Below are 15,236 nucleotides of genomic sequence, written 5' to 3' on the forward strand. Positions count from 1 at the left end.
CTGCCGACATGCGTGGCCCGTGGGCTGAACCTCAGAAACGATGAAGCTGCTTCAAATCCGTGATATGCTTTGTTTTGTCATGGTTTTTCACGCAGGGGGTCTGGCGTGCGCAAACGTCGAGTTGAACTGGTTTACTTTTCCATTGTCGCGCTGCCCATATGCGTCTTTGCGGTCCATGAACTGATCCAGACCCATATGCTGTCCAAGGATCTGGACCTTTCCCCTGACATTCTGGTGCAGGACAAGGACTGGTTGGAGACGGTTGGCAGGTACAGGTTTCTTGCCGCCGCCTGGTTCTTTGCCGCGCTGGCCATTCTGCCGGTCGCGGTGCTGGCCCGAAATCTGATGCGCCCGACCGAACGGAATACAAGGGTTGCGGCGGTTCTGACCGTTCTGGTCGTATTTATGCTGGCCATGATCCCGGTGATCCAACAGTACCTGACGGGAACGCCGCCGCAAATTTACCGGCAGGTGGGAAAAGAAGTGTTCGAGATGACCTTGTCCAAAGGAACCCTGCCCGGCTGCCAGAGCGTCGGCGATCGCTGGCTGATGGGCACATGCGGGGAAATTCCGGTGTTTTCACTGTTCCGTCGTGTGATGGACATCATCACCGGGCTGGCAGGTCTTGCGGTCGGGGCTTTGATTGCGGGAATGATCCTGTGCCTGGCAACCGGCGAAAACGGCGATATCGAAGACACCGCCGTCAGGTTGGCCCGCAACATACGCCAGATGAAGCAACAGCTTTACCTGTCCAGCCTGATCCTGACTTTCGGCATGTTTTTCGCCTCAAGCTGGATGTACTGGCCCTTGCCGGTGATTGCCGAGTCGGAAAAATCCGCATTCACATCCCTGGTCACCGCCTCGGCCTTGCTGACCGGCACCTATTTCTGCCTGCTGATGCTCAGCTTTTTCCTGCCTGTGGCTGTAATTCTGGACGGCCGCGTCACAAATCTGGCAATCGCCGCCCGCCAGAATGAAGGCGGTGAGGACGATTTTGACGTTCAGGACTGGCGCAAGGAACACGGGCTGTCAGATGGGCCCGGCGATTTCATGCGCGCAGGTTTTGCGCTGGCCGCCCCCATTTTGGCGGCTTTCGCGGGCGGCATCTCTCCGATCAGCGTCTGACCCCGCAGAACGACCAAGTGACGTATCAATCTGAGCCGACCTGTGGCACGGTTCGCAAACAAAGAAAACTGGGAGGACCTCATGGCTATTCGCAAGACTAAGGGGCGTGGACGCCTGTTCGACAGTGTTTTGGACACGGTAGGTGACACGCCCTGCATCCGCATCGGCAGGATCGCACCGGCGCATGTGTCCGTCTATGTCAAGTTCGAAGCGTTCAATCCTGCCGGATCTGTCAAGGATCGTCTGGCCCTCAACATCATCGAAGCAGCCGAGCGCGACGGTCGCCTGAAGCCGGGTCAAACGGTTGTCGAGGCGACGTCGGGCAATACCGGGATCGGTTTGGCGATGGTTTGTGCGGCCAAAGGGTACCCGCTTGTCGTGACCATGGCAGACAGCTTCTCGGTCGAACGGCGCAAGCTGATGCGGTTTCTGGGTGCGAAGGTTGTTCTGACGCCACGGGCGCAGAAGGGCTTTGGGATGTATACCAAGGCCAAGGAACTGGCCGAGCAGAACGGGTGGTTCCTGGCCAGCCAGTTCGAGACCGCCGCCAACGCGGATATCCACGAAAACACAACCGCGCAGGAAATCCTTGGCGATTTCGGCAGCGGACGGCTGGATTACTGGATCACGGGGTATGGAACGGGCGGAACGGTGTCCGGCGTCGCGCGCGTTCTGCGCAAGGAACGCCCTGACACCAAGATCATCCTGACCGAGCCTGCGAATGCGGCCCTTGTCGGATCGGGCTATGTAAACACCCGCAATGCGGATCATCAGCCAACCGAAAGCCACCCCGAGTTTGAGCCGCATCCCATTCAGGGCTGGACGCCGGATTTCATCCCGTGGGTTCTGCAGGAAGCGATCGATCAATCCTACTATGACCAGTTGATCCCAATTCCTGGTGCCGAAGGCATCGAATGGTCGCGCCGCCTTGCCGCCGAGGAAGGTATCTTTACCGGAATCTCCGGTGGTTCGACTTTTGCAGTGGCGATGAAGGTGGCCGAAGATGCCCCCGAAGGTTCGGTGATTTTGGTCATGCTGCCGGATACGGGCGAACGCTATCTCTCGACACCTTTGTTTGAAGGGATCGAAGACGAGATGACGGACGAGGAACAGGCAATCTCGATGTCCACGCCGTCTGCCCAAATGGTGGCCGAGTAGGTTTCCACTTTTATTGGCGCGTATTGAGACGATCTGTTCCTGATCGTCTCAAAATAGGTTGGCGAAACCGAAAAGAACCCTGCCCTCAGGCGTCAGAACTCTTATTCGGCGGCAAGTGGGACAACCGCAGTGCCAGGCTCGGATTTCCGGCTGGCAGGTAAGCATATCGCGCCAGACCGTCTTCGGTACAACATCGCAAAGACGGGCGGCGTGAAGTAAAAGGACACCACAGTCGACAGCAAAACACCACCGGCGATTGCCACGGCAAAGGGCGGCCAAAATGCGCCCCCGCCAAGGATCAGGGGAAGAAACCCGCCGAACGTGGTGATGGTTGTTGAGATAATGTGGCGGCTTGACCCTGACACAACCCGCGCCATGGCGTGCAGATCGCCCTGACTTGCATCCGGGTCCTTTTGCAATCCGGTCAGAATGATGATCGCCGCGTTGATCGACACGCCGATTGACCCAATCACGCCAATGATCGCGGTGATCCCGAATGGGAATTGCATGACGGCCAGTGACAGCATCGACAGTCCGGCGGACAGAATGCACACGACCAGCGTTACAACGGTCAGACGGAAGGAATTGAAGGTCAGCACAATAGTCGCAATCGACAAGGTGACAATCAGCCCGACAGATGCCAGCAGATTGCCCACCGTGTTGGACCGCGCATCGCTGTCCCCGCCCAAAGACATCGAGTAGCCTTGCGGCAGGACAAATCCGGATGCGTCCAGCGCTTCCAGCACGTCCTGCAACGCCTCTTCCGGCAATACGCCCGGCACGATGAACGCCTGAATGGTGTTTTCGCGCACGCCATCTGTCCGGGTGATGGTGCTTTCGGCAGGTTCCAGAACGGGCCGCGCCAGTTCTGACAACGGCACTGCCGGGAACACTCCGGTGGCCGAAACTGCAGGGGCATTCGGCAACAGGATCGGCATGCTGACAATCGCGCTCAGGTCCGAGCGGACTTCGTCGCCCAGCCGTACGCGCACAGGCAATTGCTCGGTGCCTTCGATCAGCGACCCGCCGGTAATGCCCACCAGTGCCGTATCCAACTGACTGGCAATATCGGCCACGTCCAGTCCCAGCAGGCGGGCCTTGACCTCATCAATCTCGAACCGGATCTGAGGGTTGCCGCCGTTGACGCTGGCCCGTGCCTGCGTCACCAGATCAAGGTTCGCCATGATCGAGCGAACTTCGTCGCCCAGATTGCGCAGAACAGTGATGTCCTGCCCCTGAATTTTGACCTCGACCGGGGCGTCAACCGGCGGGCCTTGCACCAGATTGCGTACGATGATCTGAGCATCGGGGAAATCGGTATCCAGACGGCTTTGAAGCGCCCCAACAAGGCGGGCTGCGTCATCGGCGGTGTCGGTCGTGATCATGGCCTGCGCAAACCCCGGTTCGCGTGAGCGGTTGCCGACGATGTTGTAGTAAAAGGCCGGGCCGGACTCACCCACGGTCCAGTAGACGCTTTTGACGCCTTTGTCGGCCAGCAGCATGGCGTCGATCTGCCGCGCTGTTGCTTCGGTGGTGGCAATGGATGTGCCGCCTGGCATGTCGATCTCGATATAGAACTGGTTGCGGTCGACACCCGGAAAGAACTGCGCGGTCAGCGTCGGGAAGGCCGCGAACCCAAGCACGGGCAGAACCAGCGCCAGTGCGATGGACCGAACCGGGTTGGCCACCGACAGGCGGATCGAGGCTTCGAACAGGCGGGCAAGCGGCGGGATGCTGATGCCCCGGCTCAGCATTCCGGCATCCGGGCGGTCGGACAAAACCCAGCCCGCAATCGCCGGCGTCACGGTCAGGGCAACGACCAGAGACCACACCAGCATCAAAACCACCGCAATGGCGATGGCGCCGACAAAATCCCCGGCGGGCCCGGGCAGCAGGATCATGGGTGTAAAGGCCAGCGCCGTGGTGACCGTCGATGCCAGCAACGGCGCGGCCAACCGGCGAACGGCGTCCTGCACGGCGGCAATACGGGCCATCCCGTCTTGCAAGCGTCGTCGGATTTCGTCTGTCATGACAATGGCCGCGTCCACCAGCAGACCCAAGGCCACAATCAGGCCGGTGACAGACATCTGATGGATCGGCAGCCCGATCATATTCATCGTGGCCAAGGTCGCCAATGAGACGACAGGCAGCACCAAGGCCACAATGGCCGCAGCGCGAACACCAAGTGTGATGAACAAAACGGCCACAACCAGCGCGACGCCAATGGCCATATTGATCCCGACCTCGGTCAGACGGTCCGTTGTATACTGGCTTTGATCGAACAGCAGCACTTCCTGAACGCCCAACGGGACCGACGGCGCACCTGCCGCAAGCTCGTCCCGCAGGAAACCGGTCCAGCGGTCGATCTGCGCGCCGTCTTGTGCAAGCACGCCCACCAGCACGGCGGGCTTGCCATTGGCAAAGGCGATTGAGGATTGCGGATTGCGCGCACCGCGATCCACGCTGGCGATATCGCCCAGCTGCACCACCGCCCCTTCTTCACTTTCCCGCAGGACGATGCTGCGAATGCGGTCCAGCGTTTCGATTTCACCGCTGATGTTGATTGTCAAATCCACGTCGGATTGCAGTCGGCCCGACTGGACCTTGCCATCCGCCTCGGCAATGCGCTGCGAGATCTCGGCGGCGCTTAGCCCCAGGGCCGCTGCCCTGTCCATATCCACACTGACCAGCACTTCCTCATCTGGCTGACCAAAATACTCAACGGCGCGCGTTGCAGGGATCGCGCGCAAACGATCCCCCAAGGCCTCGGCATGGCGCGACAACAATGTGACCGGGAAATCCGGGCTATCCGCAGCGACTGCGATAACCGCTGAATAGGCCGAAATGCCCTCGGCATCGAAATCCGGGGGCAGCACACCTGCCGGGAAGGTCTGACGGGCATCTTCGACGGCATCGCGCGCCTCGGCCCAAACCTGTTCTATGGTGGCTTCGTCCAGTGTTTCCAGCAATTCGACCGAGACCACCGAAACGCCCGAGCGGGACACGGAACTGATCTCATCCACCTCGGCGATTTTTCGCAGTTCTTCCTCGATCTCTGCCGTAACCAGCGCTTCGACCCGCTCGGGGTCAGCACCCGGAAACTGTGTGGTCACTGTTGCAAAAAGGTTGGTGATCGTAGGGTCTTCCTGACGTCCCAGCGACAGGAAGGATGACAGGCCCGCTGAGACCAGAACCAGAATAATCAGGGCGACAAGGCGGGGGTGGCGAAAGGTCAGGGTTTCCATGGGACCGCTCCGTTACTCGCCGGCGCCGAAGGCGACACGCTGACCAACAGTGACACGTTGTGGCCCCTGATCGATCAGGACGGTCCCGTCCGGAAACTGCCCGCGCACAAAGACCCGGTCATCCTCGGCATGCAGCACTTCGACAGTCGCAAGCCGCACGGTCTTTTGCGCATCGGCAACCAGCAGCGTCCACTGCCCCCGCGTCCCTTCCTTTAGGGATGTCGTGGGCACCCATGTCCCGGCACTTTCCACCGGATCAAGGACATGCACGCGTGCAGTCTGCCCGAACGCAACATCCGGCCCGTTTTTCAGATCGAACAGTGCCGTCCGCGTACGGGTCACCGGATCAATATCGGGGCGCAGGGTTGCAAGTTCTGCCAGGTAGCTCTGACCCGCGATTTCGATCTCAACATCCGCCAGCAGCGCCGGATCGACATCCAGCGGGATTCCGATCCGAACCTGAGGCGAGACAAGCTCGACCATGCCCAACACCAACTCACCGGACCGGAGCGTTTCCCCGCCATCCACGTGCCGCGAGGTGATTTGACCCGCAAACGGGGCCTCGATGCTGGATTTCTCGATTCGCACCGTCACATCCCGCAAACCAGCGTCAAGCTCACCAATCCGGGACAACAGTTCATCCTGCTGCGCGACGGCCTCGTCCAGACGGGCCTGGCTGGTAAAGCCCTGCCCGATGAGTTTTGCGTTTCGCTCGACTGTTTTCTTTGCAAAGGCAAGCTGCGCGGCAATGGCATCTCGTGACGCGGTCAGGCGATCGCGTTCCACCTCCAGCAGCGCAATGTCCAAGGTCGCAAGAAGCTGCCCCTTGGCCACTGCATCGCCCTCATCCACAAGAATCTGATCCAGCCTGCCATTCAGTTCGAACGAAACATCAGCCGAGCGTTGAGGTTCGACCTGCCCGATGAAGACCCGATCCACCGTATAGGCGTTTTCAGAGATGATCGGAGTGACGGATACCGGGGTCACTGCGGCGGCGTCTGGTGCAGGCACAGCATCCGCCCTGCGCGTCAGTTCCGCGGTTCCGACGTAAACAGCGGCGGCTGCAACGGCGATCACGCTGACGGTCAATCCAAGCCGCACCGTGCCGCGCAACACGCGCGAAAACAGACCTTGCTTGGCAGGTTCAGAGGGGGATGTCGCAGGATTCGGCATTTGGGGACCTCATCAAGTTAGCCTCTCTAACATATGTTAGAACCTCTTACTTTGACAAGGGGTACGCGATCTGGCAGATGTTGGATCATGACGAGCACAGAAAAAATCCTCGCGCCAACCAGGGGCGCTGACCGCCAGGCCGTGGGCAAGAAAGCCTATCATCACGGTGATTTACGGGCCGCCCTGATCGAAGCGACCCGGCAATTGGTGGAAGAAAAAGGCCCCGACAGTTTTTCCGTATCCGAAGCCTGCAGGCTGGCCGGAGTATCCACCGCTGCGCCTTACAAACACTTCAAGGACAAGACGGAAATGCTTGTCGCCACCGTTCTCGAAGGGATGGTCCGGCATCGCGAAAACATGCTGGCGGCGCTCGAGGGCATCCCCGAAGGCTCGCCCGAACGCATCACCGCAATCGGCATGGAATACATTGCCTTCGCGCTGAACGAGCCGGGGATTTTCCGGCTGAAATTCGGCGGATTCACGGACCGCATCGCCGACCAGCGCCTTGAAGAAGGTGGGCAGCAGAGCTTTGGGATTCTCTTGGCCGAAGTGGCGAAATGTCTGGGTGAATCGGAAATCACAGAAGAGGTCCGCCGCCGAGGCTTTCTGTTGTGGAGTTTCGTTCACGGGTTGTCCTTCATCCTGAAAGACCATGCGCTTGCAGAGAAAGGCCAGGATTTCGATTTGCACGATCTTCTGGAAGACGTCTCGCAAAGAATGCTGAGTTGACCCTGCACCAGCCTATGGGCGCTTCAACCCTTTCCAATCCTTCGTATCATCTGGCGCAGGTAAAGCGTTGGGGACACGCGGTTCAAAATGTTCGAAAGCGTGGCCACACGCCCAACGGGAACAAAATCCTGCTGCTTTTGCACACCGCGAAGAATGATCCGTGCTGCGTCCTGAGGCGCAATGTACTCGATACCATCAGCCGCAGAGCCCGGACGCACAAAATCCGATTGGTTGGCATGCGGTCGCCCGATATTGGTCGCGACAAAAGACGGGGCCGCGATGACCACGTTTACCCCATGAGGCAATTCCTCGGCCCGTAGCGATTTGAAAAACCCCTCCATCGCGTGTTTGCTGGCGGCGTAGGCGGTGCGGTGCAGCAACGGCGCAAACCCGGCGACCGAGGATATTGCCAGATGGGTTCCTTTGGCCAAGCGGACGGGTTCTAGAAAGTGTTTTGCACACTCGACGGCTGCAAAATAGTTGATTTCGAACAGTTTCCTGTGTGCCTGCATGTCGCTGTCGACAAAGGCCGCTATTTGCGAAACGCCCGCGTTGTAGATGACCAGATCGACCGAGGGTCTGTCACCAATGATCTCGGCGCAGGTCGCCGCACAATGATCTGGCTTGGTCAGATCGCAGGCGTAGACGCTGACATTTTCCAAAGCCGCCAGTGCATCAAGTTCAGGGCCGGGAAGGTCGATCAACGCCGTATGCCAACCCTGATCCCGCAGCGCCTTGGCAAGGGCCTGCCCTAGCCCGCCTGCCCCTCCGGTTATGACGGCGGTCTTTGTCATGTCCTGCTCTCCCACCAGCGCTGGAACGTTTCGGCGCTGGAAAGGCTGGGGTGATAGCCAAAGTCGGATTTCAGGGATGCGTTGTCCAGCACGGGCCGATACTGCAAGAACCTGACCTGCTCGGGTCCGTAACGGCTCAGACCCAAGGGCCGGGCCACGGTCAAGGCCAGTTTGATCAGCCTCGGCGGCAGCCATCGCACGGTTTTACCCATTGCATTGGCGATTTCGGACAGTGTCAAAGCGCCATCACCCGAAACGTTAAAAACACCCGCTGGCCCGTCGGTTGCAGCCCGCAGCAAAATCTCGGCAAGGTCCTGATCCCAGGTGAAAACAAAGGGGCTGTCCGACCCCCTTAACCCGAGCAATCGCGGTTTATGGAACAGGGACGTGATCTGGTTCTCGACACCTTCGCCCAGCACCGTACCCACGCGCAGAACGACCTGTTGCAGATCGGGGGCGTTTTCTCTGGCCTCGGCCAACATCTCTTCGACCAAGCGCTTGTGCCAGGAATAGGCAAACTCCCGATTGCCCCGGATCGCGTCCGTTTCACACAGCGGTACAGGGTTGTCGGCGTGATAGCCATAAGCCGCGCCCGAGGACGTGACCACCAAACGCCGCACCCCGGCTGCAATGGCCGCGTTCAGCACATTCCGGGTGCCTTCGACATCGACCTGATATTCGATCTCTCGCGTTGACTCGGGGCCCGGAGTTACAATCGATGCCAGATGCACAACGGTATCGGGGCGTTCTGCAAGGATGATGTTCTGCGGGTCGTCGCCTGTCACGTCCATCGTCAGAAAACGCGCGTTGGGCGGCAAGTCCTCAGGCTTGCGAATGTCGGTCGCAACCACATCCAGTTCCGGGCGTTCACCAAGGCGCCGCAAAAGCGCGGCCCCCACCGCCCCGGCTGCGCCAGTGATCAATATCCGGGTCATGCCGGAACCGCTCGCCGTGCGAAATAGCGCGCCAGTGCGATCCCCGAGATCGCGTGCCATATGCCCCAAAGGGCCGCTGCAACGGCCATCCCGCCCAGCCCCCCAAAGAAGGCAAAGATCAGGATCAGCCCAAGGCCCGAGTTCTGAATGCCGGTCTCGATGGTCACGGACCGGCGATCCCGTTCGGACAGCCCCGCCACGGTCGCGGTGACATACCCGCCTAAAAAGGCCAGCGCGTTGTGGATTATGACAAGGCCGATGATCGCCCCGGCAAAGCTTAGGAAATGGGCCCAGTTCGCGGCCAGCGCCAATGCGATGAAGGCCACGAAAATGCCCATCGACACCCACTGCATTGGTCGGCGAATACGGTCGGCAAATGCAGTGAACCGCGCGTTCACGACCATTCCCAGGATCAGCGGCAGGATCAGCATGAACCCAACCGTTATCGCGACCGAGACCGGATCGATTTCCGTACGCTGCAAAATCTCGCGCGTCGGGCCATAAAGATTGCCCCAGAACGCAATGTTTATCGGTGTGATGACAATCGCCCCGACCGTCGCAAAGGCCGTCATGGAAACGGACAGCGCGACATTGCCCTGCGCCCGATGGGTCATGAAGTTCGAGATATTCCCGCCGGGACAGGCCGCAACCAGAATAAGGCCCATCGCAACAGATGGCATGGGCCGAAGCACAAGGATCATCAGAAATGTCAGCGCAGGCAGGATCAGAAACTGCGACGCCAGCCCGACAATCAGTGGCTTGGGTCCGCGCACAACGCGGCGAAAATCGTCAATCCGCAAATCCAGCGCAATCGAGAACATGATGATCGCCAGAACCGCATTCAGAACCCTGAGGTTTCCGGCATCAAAGTTCAGCGCAACCTGATCGATACCGTTCATCGCTCAGCCGCCCGCAGCGCCGCAATCTGACCGGTGACTTCTTTGCGATAGGTTGCCTTGTCGACGTAATACGCCATGCGCGGAAGGTCGATATAGTTCATGCCCCCCGTCGCCCGCTCATACCCTTTGGATTTGGTGGCACGGATCGCCTTGGCTGCCGCGTTGCCCGAGCGCAGACCAGCGATATACCGCGCAACCATCTCGGCCTGCTCATGGCGACCCTGCCAGCCCAACCCCGACGCCTCGACCATGCCAAGGACGAACAGGTCATCCCGGTCCGGGTGCATGCAATTGAGGTACAGGTCCGGGGCGTCGCCCTTCCAGTTCAGCAACTCCTTTTCGATGAAAGGATAGTGCAGCGAATACCCGGTGGCTGTCAGGATCATGTCATAGTCGGCTGAACTGCCATCACGGAAATGAACCGTCTTACCCTCGAACCGTTCCACATCCGGGCGCACCTTCAGGTCCCCGTGCCCGGCATGGAACAGGATCAGCGAGTTCACAACAGGATGGGATTCATAAAGCGCATAGTCCGGTTTCGGAAACCCGTATTTCTGCGGATCACCGACGAACCATTTCAGGATTGCCCCGTCAACTTTGCGCTTCAACCACATGGGTAGGCGGATCTTGCCGCCCATCGTGTCCGCCGGAACGCCAAACACGTATTTCGGCACAAAGTAATACCCGCGGCGCATCGACAGATCGCAGGACAGCCCGTGGTGGATGGCATCCACCGCAATGTCGCACCCGGAATTCCCCGCGCCGATGACCAGAACACGCTTACCGGCGAATTGGGTCGGATACCGGTATTCGGACGCGTGGATCAGTTCACCTGTGAACTCGCCCTTGAACTTGGGCATGTTGGGTTCCGACAAGGTGCCATTTGCGACCAGAACACCCGCAAAGGTCTGGGTCTGTTCGACCCCGGCCCTATCGCGCCAGGTCACATCCCATCCGCCATCCTGCAAAGGCTTGGCGCTTAGAACTTCGGCACCGAAGTGAAAGTGCTGATTCAGGTCGAAGGCGTTCGCGAATTCCTGAAAATAACGCTTCATCTCGCGATGCGACGGGTATTCTGCCGTGTCCTCCTGCATGGGGAAGTCAGTGAATTCCGTCATCCGCTTGGAGGATATGAGGTGGGCGGTCTCGTACATCGTGGACCTGGGTGAATCGATATTCCAAAGACCACCCACATCATCTGCCAGTTCAAATCCCTGAAATGGCACTCCCTGCTCGATCAGTGTCTTGGCCATTGCAAGACCCATGGGCCCCGCGCCGATCAATGCAAAACACTCTTGGGGGCGGGCCTTTACCTCAACCGGTTGGCCCGCTCTTACCTGCCCCTGTTCCATCCGCGCCTCCTCCTGCGACATCTATTATCTTGAACGAACGTTCGAAATAAGGCAAACTGGTTTTTGAGATGGCCCAACATGCTGTAAAAGAAAGAAAAAGAGCACCCTCGCAGCGATCGCTTGCCGCGAGGGACCGAATCCTGGACGCCGCCGAGCTGGTTTTTGCAGAACGGGGATTCGAAGGGGCATCGATCCGGGACATTGCCGAACGGGCGCGGGTTCAAAAGGCCAGCGTGAACTTTCACGGTGGCCCGAAAGACGAGTTGTTCGAGCGTATCGTGGCGCGTCGGGCCGCCGAGTTGTCGGAAGAACGCCTTGCGTCTATCAGAGCGCTTGAAGCTCAACAGGACTGGAGCGTAGGCGACCTGATGTCGGCCTTCATGCTGCCACTTGTGACCCGCGCCTTTGGCGGCGATCCTCAGTGGCTAGCTTATGCGCGTATCGTGGCCATTGTTTCCGCTGACACGCGATGGCGCGCGCTGGCCAATACGCATTTCGATCCGGTGGCCACGCGTGTCGTGCAGTTGCTGTGCGCGCGCTTCCCCGGCGCGGACCCGGCGCGCGTCGCTGGCGCGCTGGTGTTCGCGGTGTCGTCCATGCTGGCGCTCTGCACCTCTGACTGGCGGATTGCCGCGCTCGGCGGCATGGGTGACGAACCGCAGTCTGACGACTTGATCCAAAATCTGCTGAGATTCTGTGAGGCTGGCATTCTCAGCAGCGTGGATCAGAACCTCCCCCTATAAAGTTAGTTTTCTGCAAAGGCCGCAATCAGTTCCTGCGCCAAAGGCAGCGAGGAATACCCCAGTTTCGAAGGCGTCAGGCCCAGCCGGACAACGACCATGTCATGGGACGGGAAAATGCCGATGGTTTGTCCGTCGTGGCCTTGCAACCAGACCGAATCTTCGAAGGACGGCACGCCACCCGGTGCCTCGATCCAAATGTGCCCTTTGGCATAGGCACCATTCGACGCGGCCACCGGCTCAAACATCCAATCCGTAAATCCCTCGGGCAGTATCTGCTGCCTGTCCCAGACGCCCTTTTGCAGCAAAAACTGCCCAAACCGCGCCCAATCCCGCGCCGTAGCGTACATATAGCTGGACCCGACAAACGTATCCGCAGCATCTGTTTCCATCACGACCGAGGTCATGCCCAATGGCTCAAACAATGCCTCCTTTGGATAGCTTAGCGCCTCGTCCCCAACCGCGTCTTGCCACACGCGGGACAATGCGGTGGATGTTCCGGAAGAATAGTTGAAGTCGGTACCAATTTCGCTCTCTGCTGGACGACCGGCCGCAAATCCGGCCATGTCATCACGCAGATAGAGCATTCTGGTGACGTCAGAAACATCCCCATATTCTTCGTTCCACTCCAGTCCGCTTGTCATCGACAACATATACGCGACAGTGATGTCCCTGCGGCTGTCACCGGCCCATTCGGGGAAACTGTCGATCAGTTTATCATCCAACGCCATCTGGCCGGACTGTATCAACGTACCAATTAGGCCCGCCGTCACGGTCTTGGTCATGGACCATCCCAGCAGTGGGGTGTTTTCGTCGAAACCCGGCGCATAGCTTTCCCCAACGATGCGACCATCTCGCACGACAACGACAGCGCGATACCCTTCGCCAAGCAAGGTCTCGTCTGCCAGAATGCGTTCTATTTCAGCTTCTTGAGACGGATTGACGCGGTTTCCCTTCGGCCAGATGCCGTCCGGCAATGACGGCGACGCAGCAAGGGTCTTGTCGCTGAGTTCGGATGTGTGCAGGTTCGTACACCCCAACCCCTCGCGGTATTGAGAAGTTGCAGGCGCAAAGAACCGGAAAATCCGTGCCTCGACGTTTTGCGCTTCGCGGTCCACTTTGATCGAGATTTGCCGCAGCAATGGATGCCCGGGGGCTTGCACGTCAACCGACAGAACCTCATCCGGGTCGCGCCCCGCGATGAACACGTTGGAACAGACGATCTTGGCCGAGTAGTTCGTGCCAACCTTCAGCAAATCGGGCGGCGCAATCAACAGATACCCTGTCAGACCGAGTGCGCCGGCGACTGCCGCGCCCGCGAAGATCTTTGCCGCCTTTACCAACATTGCCCCTATCAGCCGGTGTGCCCGGCCCTCCTCTCAACCCGATACCTGGTTTGACTAGAGTATAAGCGCACGCAACTGGCCACAGTTCCGTTGCGTTTTTCCCGGGGCGCGACCACGTCCTTCCTGCCGCGTTGCGCCAAAAAGGCCAACGGTCTTCAATCCGCCAACCTATCCAGCGCGGAATAAAGCGCGTCTTTTTCCGCCCCAAGCTTGCGCTCCAGATCTGCCTGAAAGGCCGAGGCGATCGGGATCAGTTTTCCAAGGACCAAGGCCCCCTCTTCGGTCAGTTCAAGCTTCACCAGACGCCGGTCCTTGGGGTCGACCGTCTTGGAAACAAGCCCGCGCGCCTCTAGCCGCGCCGCTGCCCGGCTGACCATCGATTTTTCCAAACTGACCCGTTTTTCGATGTCCCGCACCGATAAGTTCTTTGCGTATCCAATGTTTACAAGAACCCGCCACTCGGGAATCGAAATGCCAAACTCACTTTTATACTGCTGCGCCATGTCCATACTCAGGCGCGCAGCCAGGACCGTCAGGCGGTACGGCAGGTATTTCTCCAGATCGAACTCGGGCAAGGTGTTTGGCGTCATCCGGCAACGTCCTTTTTTTCGTATGGAGGCCAAATATTCATTGCAAATGCAACAAAAATATTGACACCGTTGCAAATGCAACGATTATCTGAGGCAATTTCCTATACACTCGGACCAGAAGCGCCCCGGGGCCTTCTTCGTCAAAACAGCAAAAGGACCGATCCTCGTGGCCAAGGCATTTGCATCGCAAGGCGATCTGACCGAAAAGACAATCACTTTTGATGAGATTGGCGAAGGGCTGTACGCGTTTACCGCCGAGGGCGACCCGAATTCTGGCGTCATCATCGGCGACGACAGCGTCATGATTGTCGAGGCGCAGGCCACCCCACGACTGGCCAACAAAGTGATCGAATGCGTCCGGACCGTGACCGACAAACCGATCACCCACGTTGTGCTGACCCACTATCACGCCGTTCGGGTGCTGGGCGCGTCGGCCTTTAATGCGCAGCAAATCATCATGTCCGATGTCGCCCGCTCGATGGTTGTCGAACGCGGGCAAGAGGATTGGGATAGCGAATTCCAACGCTTCCCGCGGCTGTTCGAAGGACACGAAAGCATCCCCGGCCTGACATGGCCCACGACGACCTTCAGCGAGAGTATGACGGTCTATCTGGGCAATCGCCGCGTGGATATCAAACAGATCGGCCGGGCCCATACGGCAGGTGACGCAGTGATCCATGTGCCCGACCAGAATGTGATGTTCACCGGCGATATCGTCGAGGATCATTCGGCCTGTTATTGCGGCGACGGGCATTTCGCGGATTGGGGCGGAACGCTCGACGCGATCAAGGCCTATGACGTGGACGCCATTGCGCCGGGTCGTGGTGCGGCGCTGGTGGGCAAGGAGGCGGTGGAGCGCGCCATCGAAAGCACGCGGGATTTTGTGAATTCGACCTACACCCCGGCCCAGCGCGTGGCGATGAAGGGCGGGTCGCTCAAGGATGCATGGGACGCCGTGCGTGACGCCTGTGACCCCAAGTTCAAGGACTACGCCATCTACGAACACTGCCTGCCCTTCAACGTCAGCCGCGCCTATGACGAAGCACGCGGGATCACCCACCCCCGCATCTGGACCGACAAACGCGATCTGGAGATGTGGGAGCAGTTGCAAGGCTGATCCGATTACACCCAATTCGGCACGTCAGGTATT

Annotated in this window: 13 protein-coding genes; 5 read left to right on the forward strand and 8 right to left on the reverse strand. The window is 59.1% G+C overall.

All coding sequences use genetic code 11. The features are described from left to right. The first annotated feature begins 105 nt into the window (after positions 1–105). Positions 106–1,125 carry a hypothetical protein gene (locus ACR0LW_RS11230; RefSeq protein WP_480882687.1) on the forward strand — a complete coding sequence of 340 codons (1,020 nt, stop codon included), beginning with the start codon at positions 106–108 and terminating at the stop codon, positions 1,123–1,125. An 81-nt stretch (positions 1,126–1,206) separates the two neighbouring features. Next, positions 1,207–2,283 carry a pyridoxal-phosphate dependent enzyme gene (locus ACR0LW_RS11235; RefSeq protein WP_170451687.1) on the forward strand — a complete coding sequence of 359 codons (1,077 nt, stop codon included), beginning with the start codon at positions 1,207–1,209 and terminating at the stop codon, positions 2,281–2,283. Between the two features lie 101 nt (positions 2,284–2,384). Here the strand turns inward: ACR0LW_RS11235 and ACR0LW_RS11240 are convergent, their stop codons facing one another. Together ACR0LW_RS11240 and ACR0LW_RS11245 are read right to left on the reverse strand one after the other, a co-directional pair. Next, entirely contained in the window at positions 2,385–5,528 is a 3,144-nt protein-coding gene (locus ACR0LW_RS11240; protein ID WP_480882688.1) for an efflux RND transporter permease subunit, read from the reverse strand. 12 nt (positions 5,529–5,540) lie between these two features. Further along, positions 5,541–6,701 (reverse strand): efflux RND transporter periplasmic adaptor subunit, encoded by a 1,161-nt coding sequence (locus tag ACR0LW_RS11245; protein WP_480581792.1) that lies wholly within the window; start codon positions 6,699–6,701, stop codon positions 5,541–5,543. Between the two features lie 87 nt (positions 6,702–6,788). On the opposite strand from ACR0LW_RS11245, the gene ACR0LW_RS11250 reads away from it, so the two are divergent. After that, positions 6,789–7,430, forward strand: coding sequence for a TetR/AcrR family transcriptional regulator (locus ACR0LW_RS11250; RefSeq protein WP_480581795.1), 642 nt, complete (start codon positions 6,789–6,791; stop codon positions 7,428–7,430). Between the two features lie 23 nt (positions 7,431–7,453). Here ACR0LW_RS11250 and ACR0LW_RS11255 read toward each other — a convergent pair whose 3' ends face one another. The 4 genes from ACR0LW_RS11255 to ACR0LW_RS11270 are packed head-to-tail and all read right to left on the reverse strand — an operon-like array spanning position 7,454 to position 11,410. After that, positions 7,454–8,224, reverse strand: a complete 771-nt coding sequence (locus ACR0LW_RS11255; RefSeq protein ID WP_170734455.1) for an SDR family NAD(P)-dependent oxidoreductase — start codon at positions 8,222–8,224, stop codon at positions 7,454–7,456. Beyond that, positions 8,221–9,159, reverse strand: coding sequence for an SDR family oxidoreductase (locus ACR0LW_RS11260; protein WP_480882689.1), 939 nt, complete (start codon positions 9,157–9,159; stop codon positions 8,221–8,223). Before ACR0LW_RS11260 ends, ACR0LW_RS11255 begins: the two co-directional genes overlap by 4 nt. After that, positions 9,156–10,058 (reverse strand): bile acid:sodium symporter family protein, encoded by a 903-nt coding sequence (locus tag ACR0LW_RS11265; protein WP_480581798.1) that lies wholly within the window; start codon positions 10,056–10,058, stop codon positions 9,156–9,158. Before ACR0LW_RS11265 ends, ACR0LW_RS11260 begins: the two co-directional genes overlap by 4 nt. After that, positions 10,055–11,410: a flavin-containing monooxygenase gene (locus ACR0LW_RS11270; RefSeq protein ID WP_480882782.1), complete on the reverse strand. Its 1,356-nt coding sequence runs from the start codon at positions 11,408–11,410 to the stop codon at positions 10,055–10,057. Before ACR0LW_RS11270 ends, ACR0LW_RS11265 begins: the two co-directional genes overlap by 4 nt. A gap of 68 nt (positions 11,411–11,478) precedes the next feature. On the opposite strand from ACR0LW_RS11270, the gene ACR0LW_RS11275 reads away from it, so the two are divergent. Then, the gene (locus ACR0LW_RS11275; protein ID WP_480882690.1) at positions 11,479–12,153 is read left to right on the forward strand and encodes a TetR/AcrR family transcriptional regulator; all 675 of its coding nucleotides are present in this window, start codon (positions 11,479–11,481) and stop codon (positions 12,151–12,153) included. A gap of 2 nt (positions 12,154–12,155) precedes the next feature. On the opposite strand, the gene ACR0LW_RS11280 is transcribed toward ACR0LW_RS11275, so the two are convergent. Together ACR0LW_RS11280 and ACR0LW_RS11285 are read right to left on the reverse strand one after the other, a co-directional pair. After that, complete coding sequence (locus tag ACR0LW_RS11280; RefSeq protein WP_480882691.1) at positions 12,156–13,496, reverse strand: serine hydrolase domain-containing protein; 1,341 nt, start codon at positions 13,494–13,496, stop codon at positions 12,156–12,158. A gap of 155 nt (positions 13,497–13,651) precedes the next feature. Further along, complete coding sequence (locus ACR0LW_RS11285) at positions 13,652–14,086, reverse strand: MarR family winged helix-turn-helix transcriptional regulator (RefSeq protein WP_480882692.1); 435 nt, start codon at positions 14,084–14,086, stop codon at positions 13,652–13,654. A 166-nt stretch (positions 14,087–14,252) separates the two neighbouring features. On the opposite strand from ACR0LW_RS11285, the gene ACR0LW_RS11290 reads away from it, so the two are divergent. Next, the gene (locus ACR0LW_RS11290) at positions 14,253–15,203 is read left to right on the forward strand and encodes an MBL fold metallo-hydrolase (protein ID WP_480882693.1); all 951 of its coding nucleotides are present in this window, start codon (positions 14,253–14,255) and stop codon (positions 15,201–15,203) included. Positions 15,204–15,236 lie beyond the last annotated feature (33 nt).

The sequence above is a fragment of the Ruegeria sp. N4 genome (assembly GCF_056531425.1).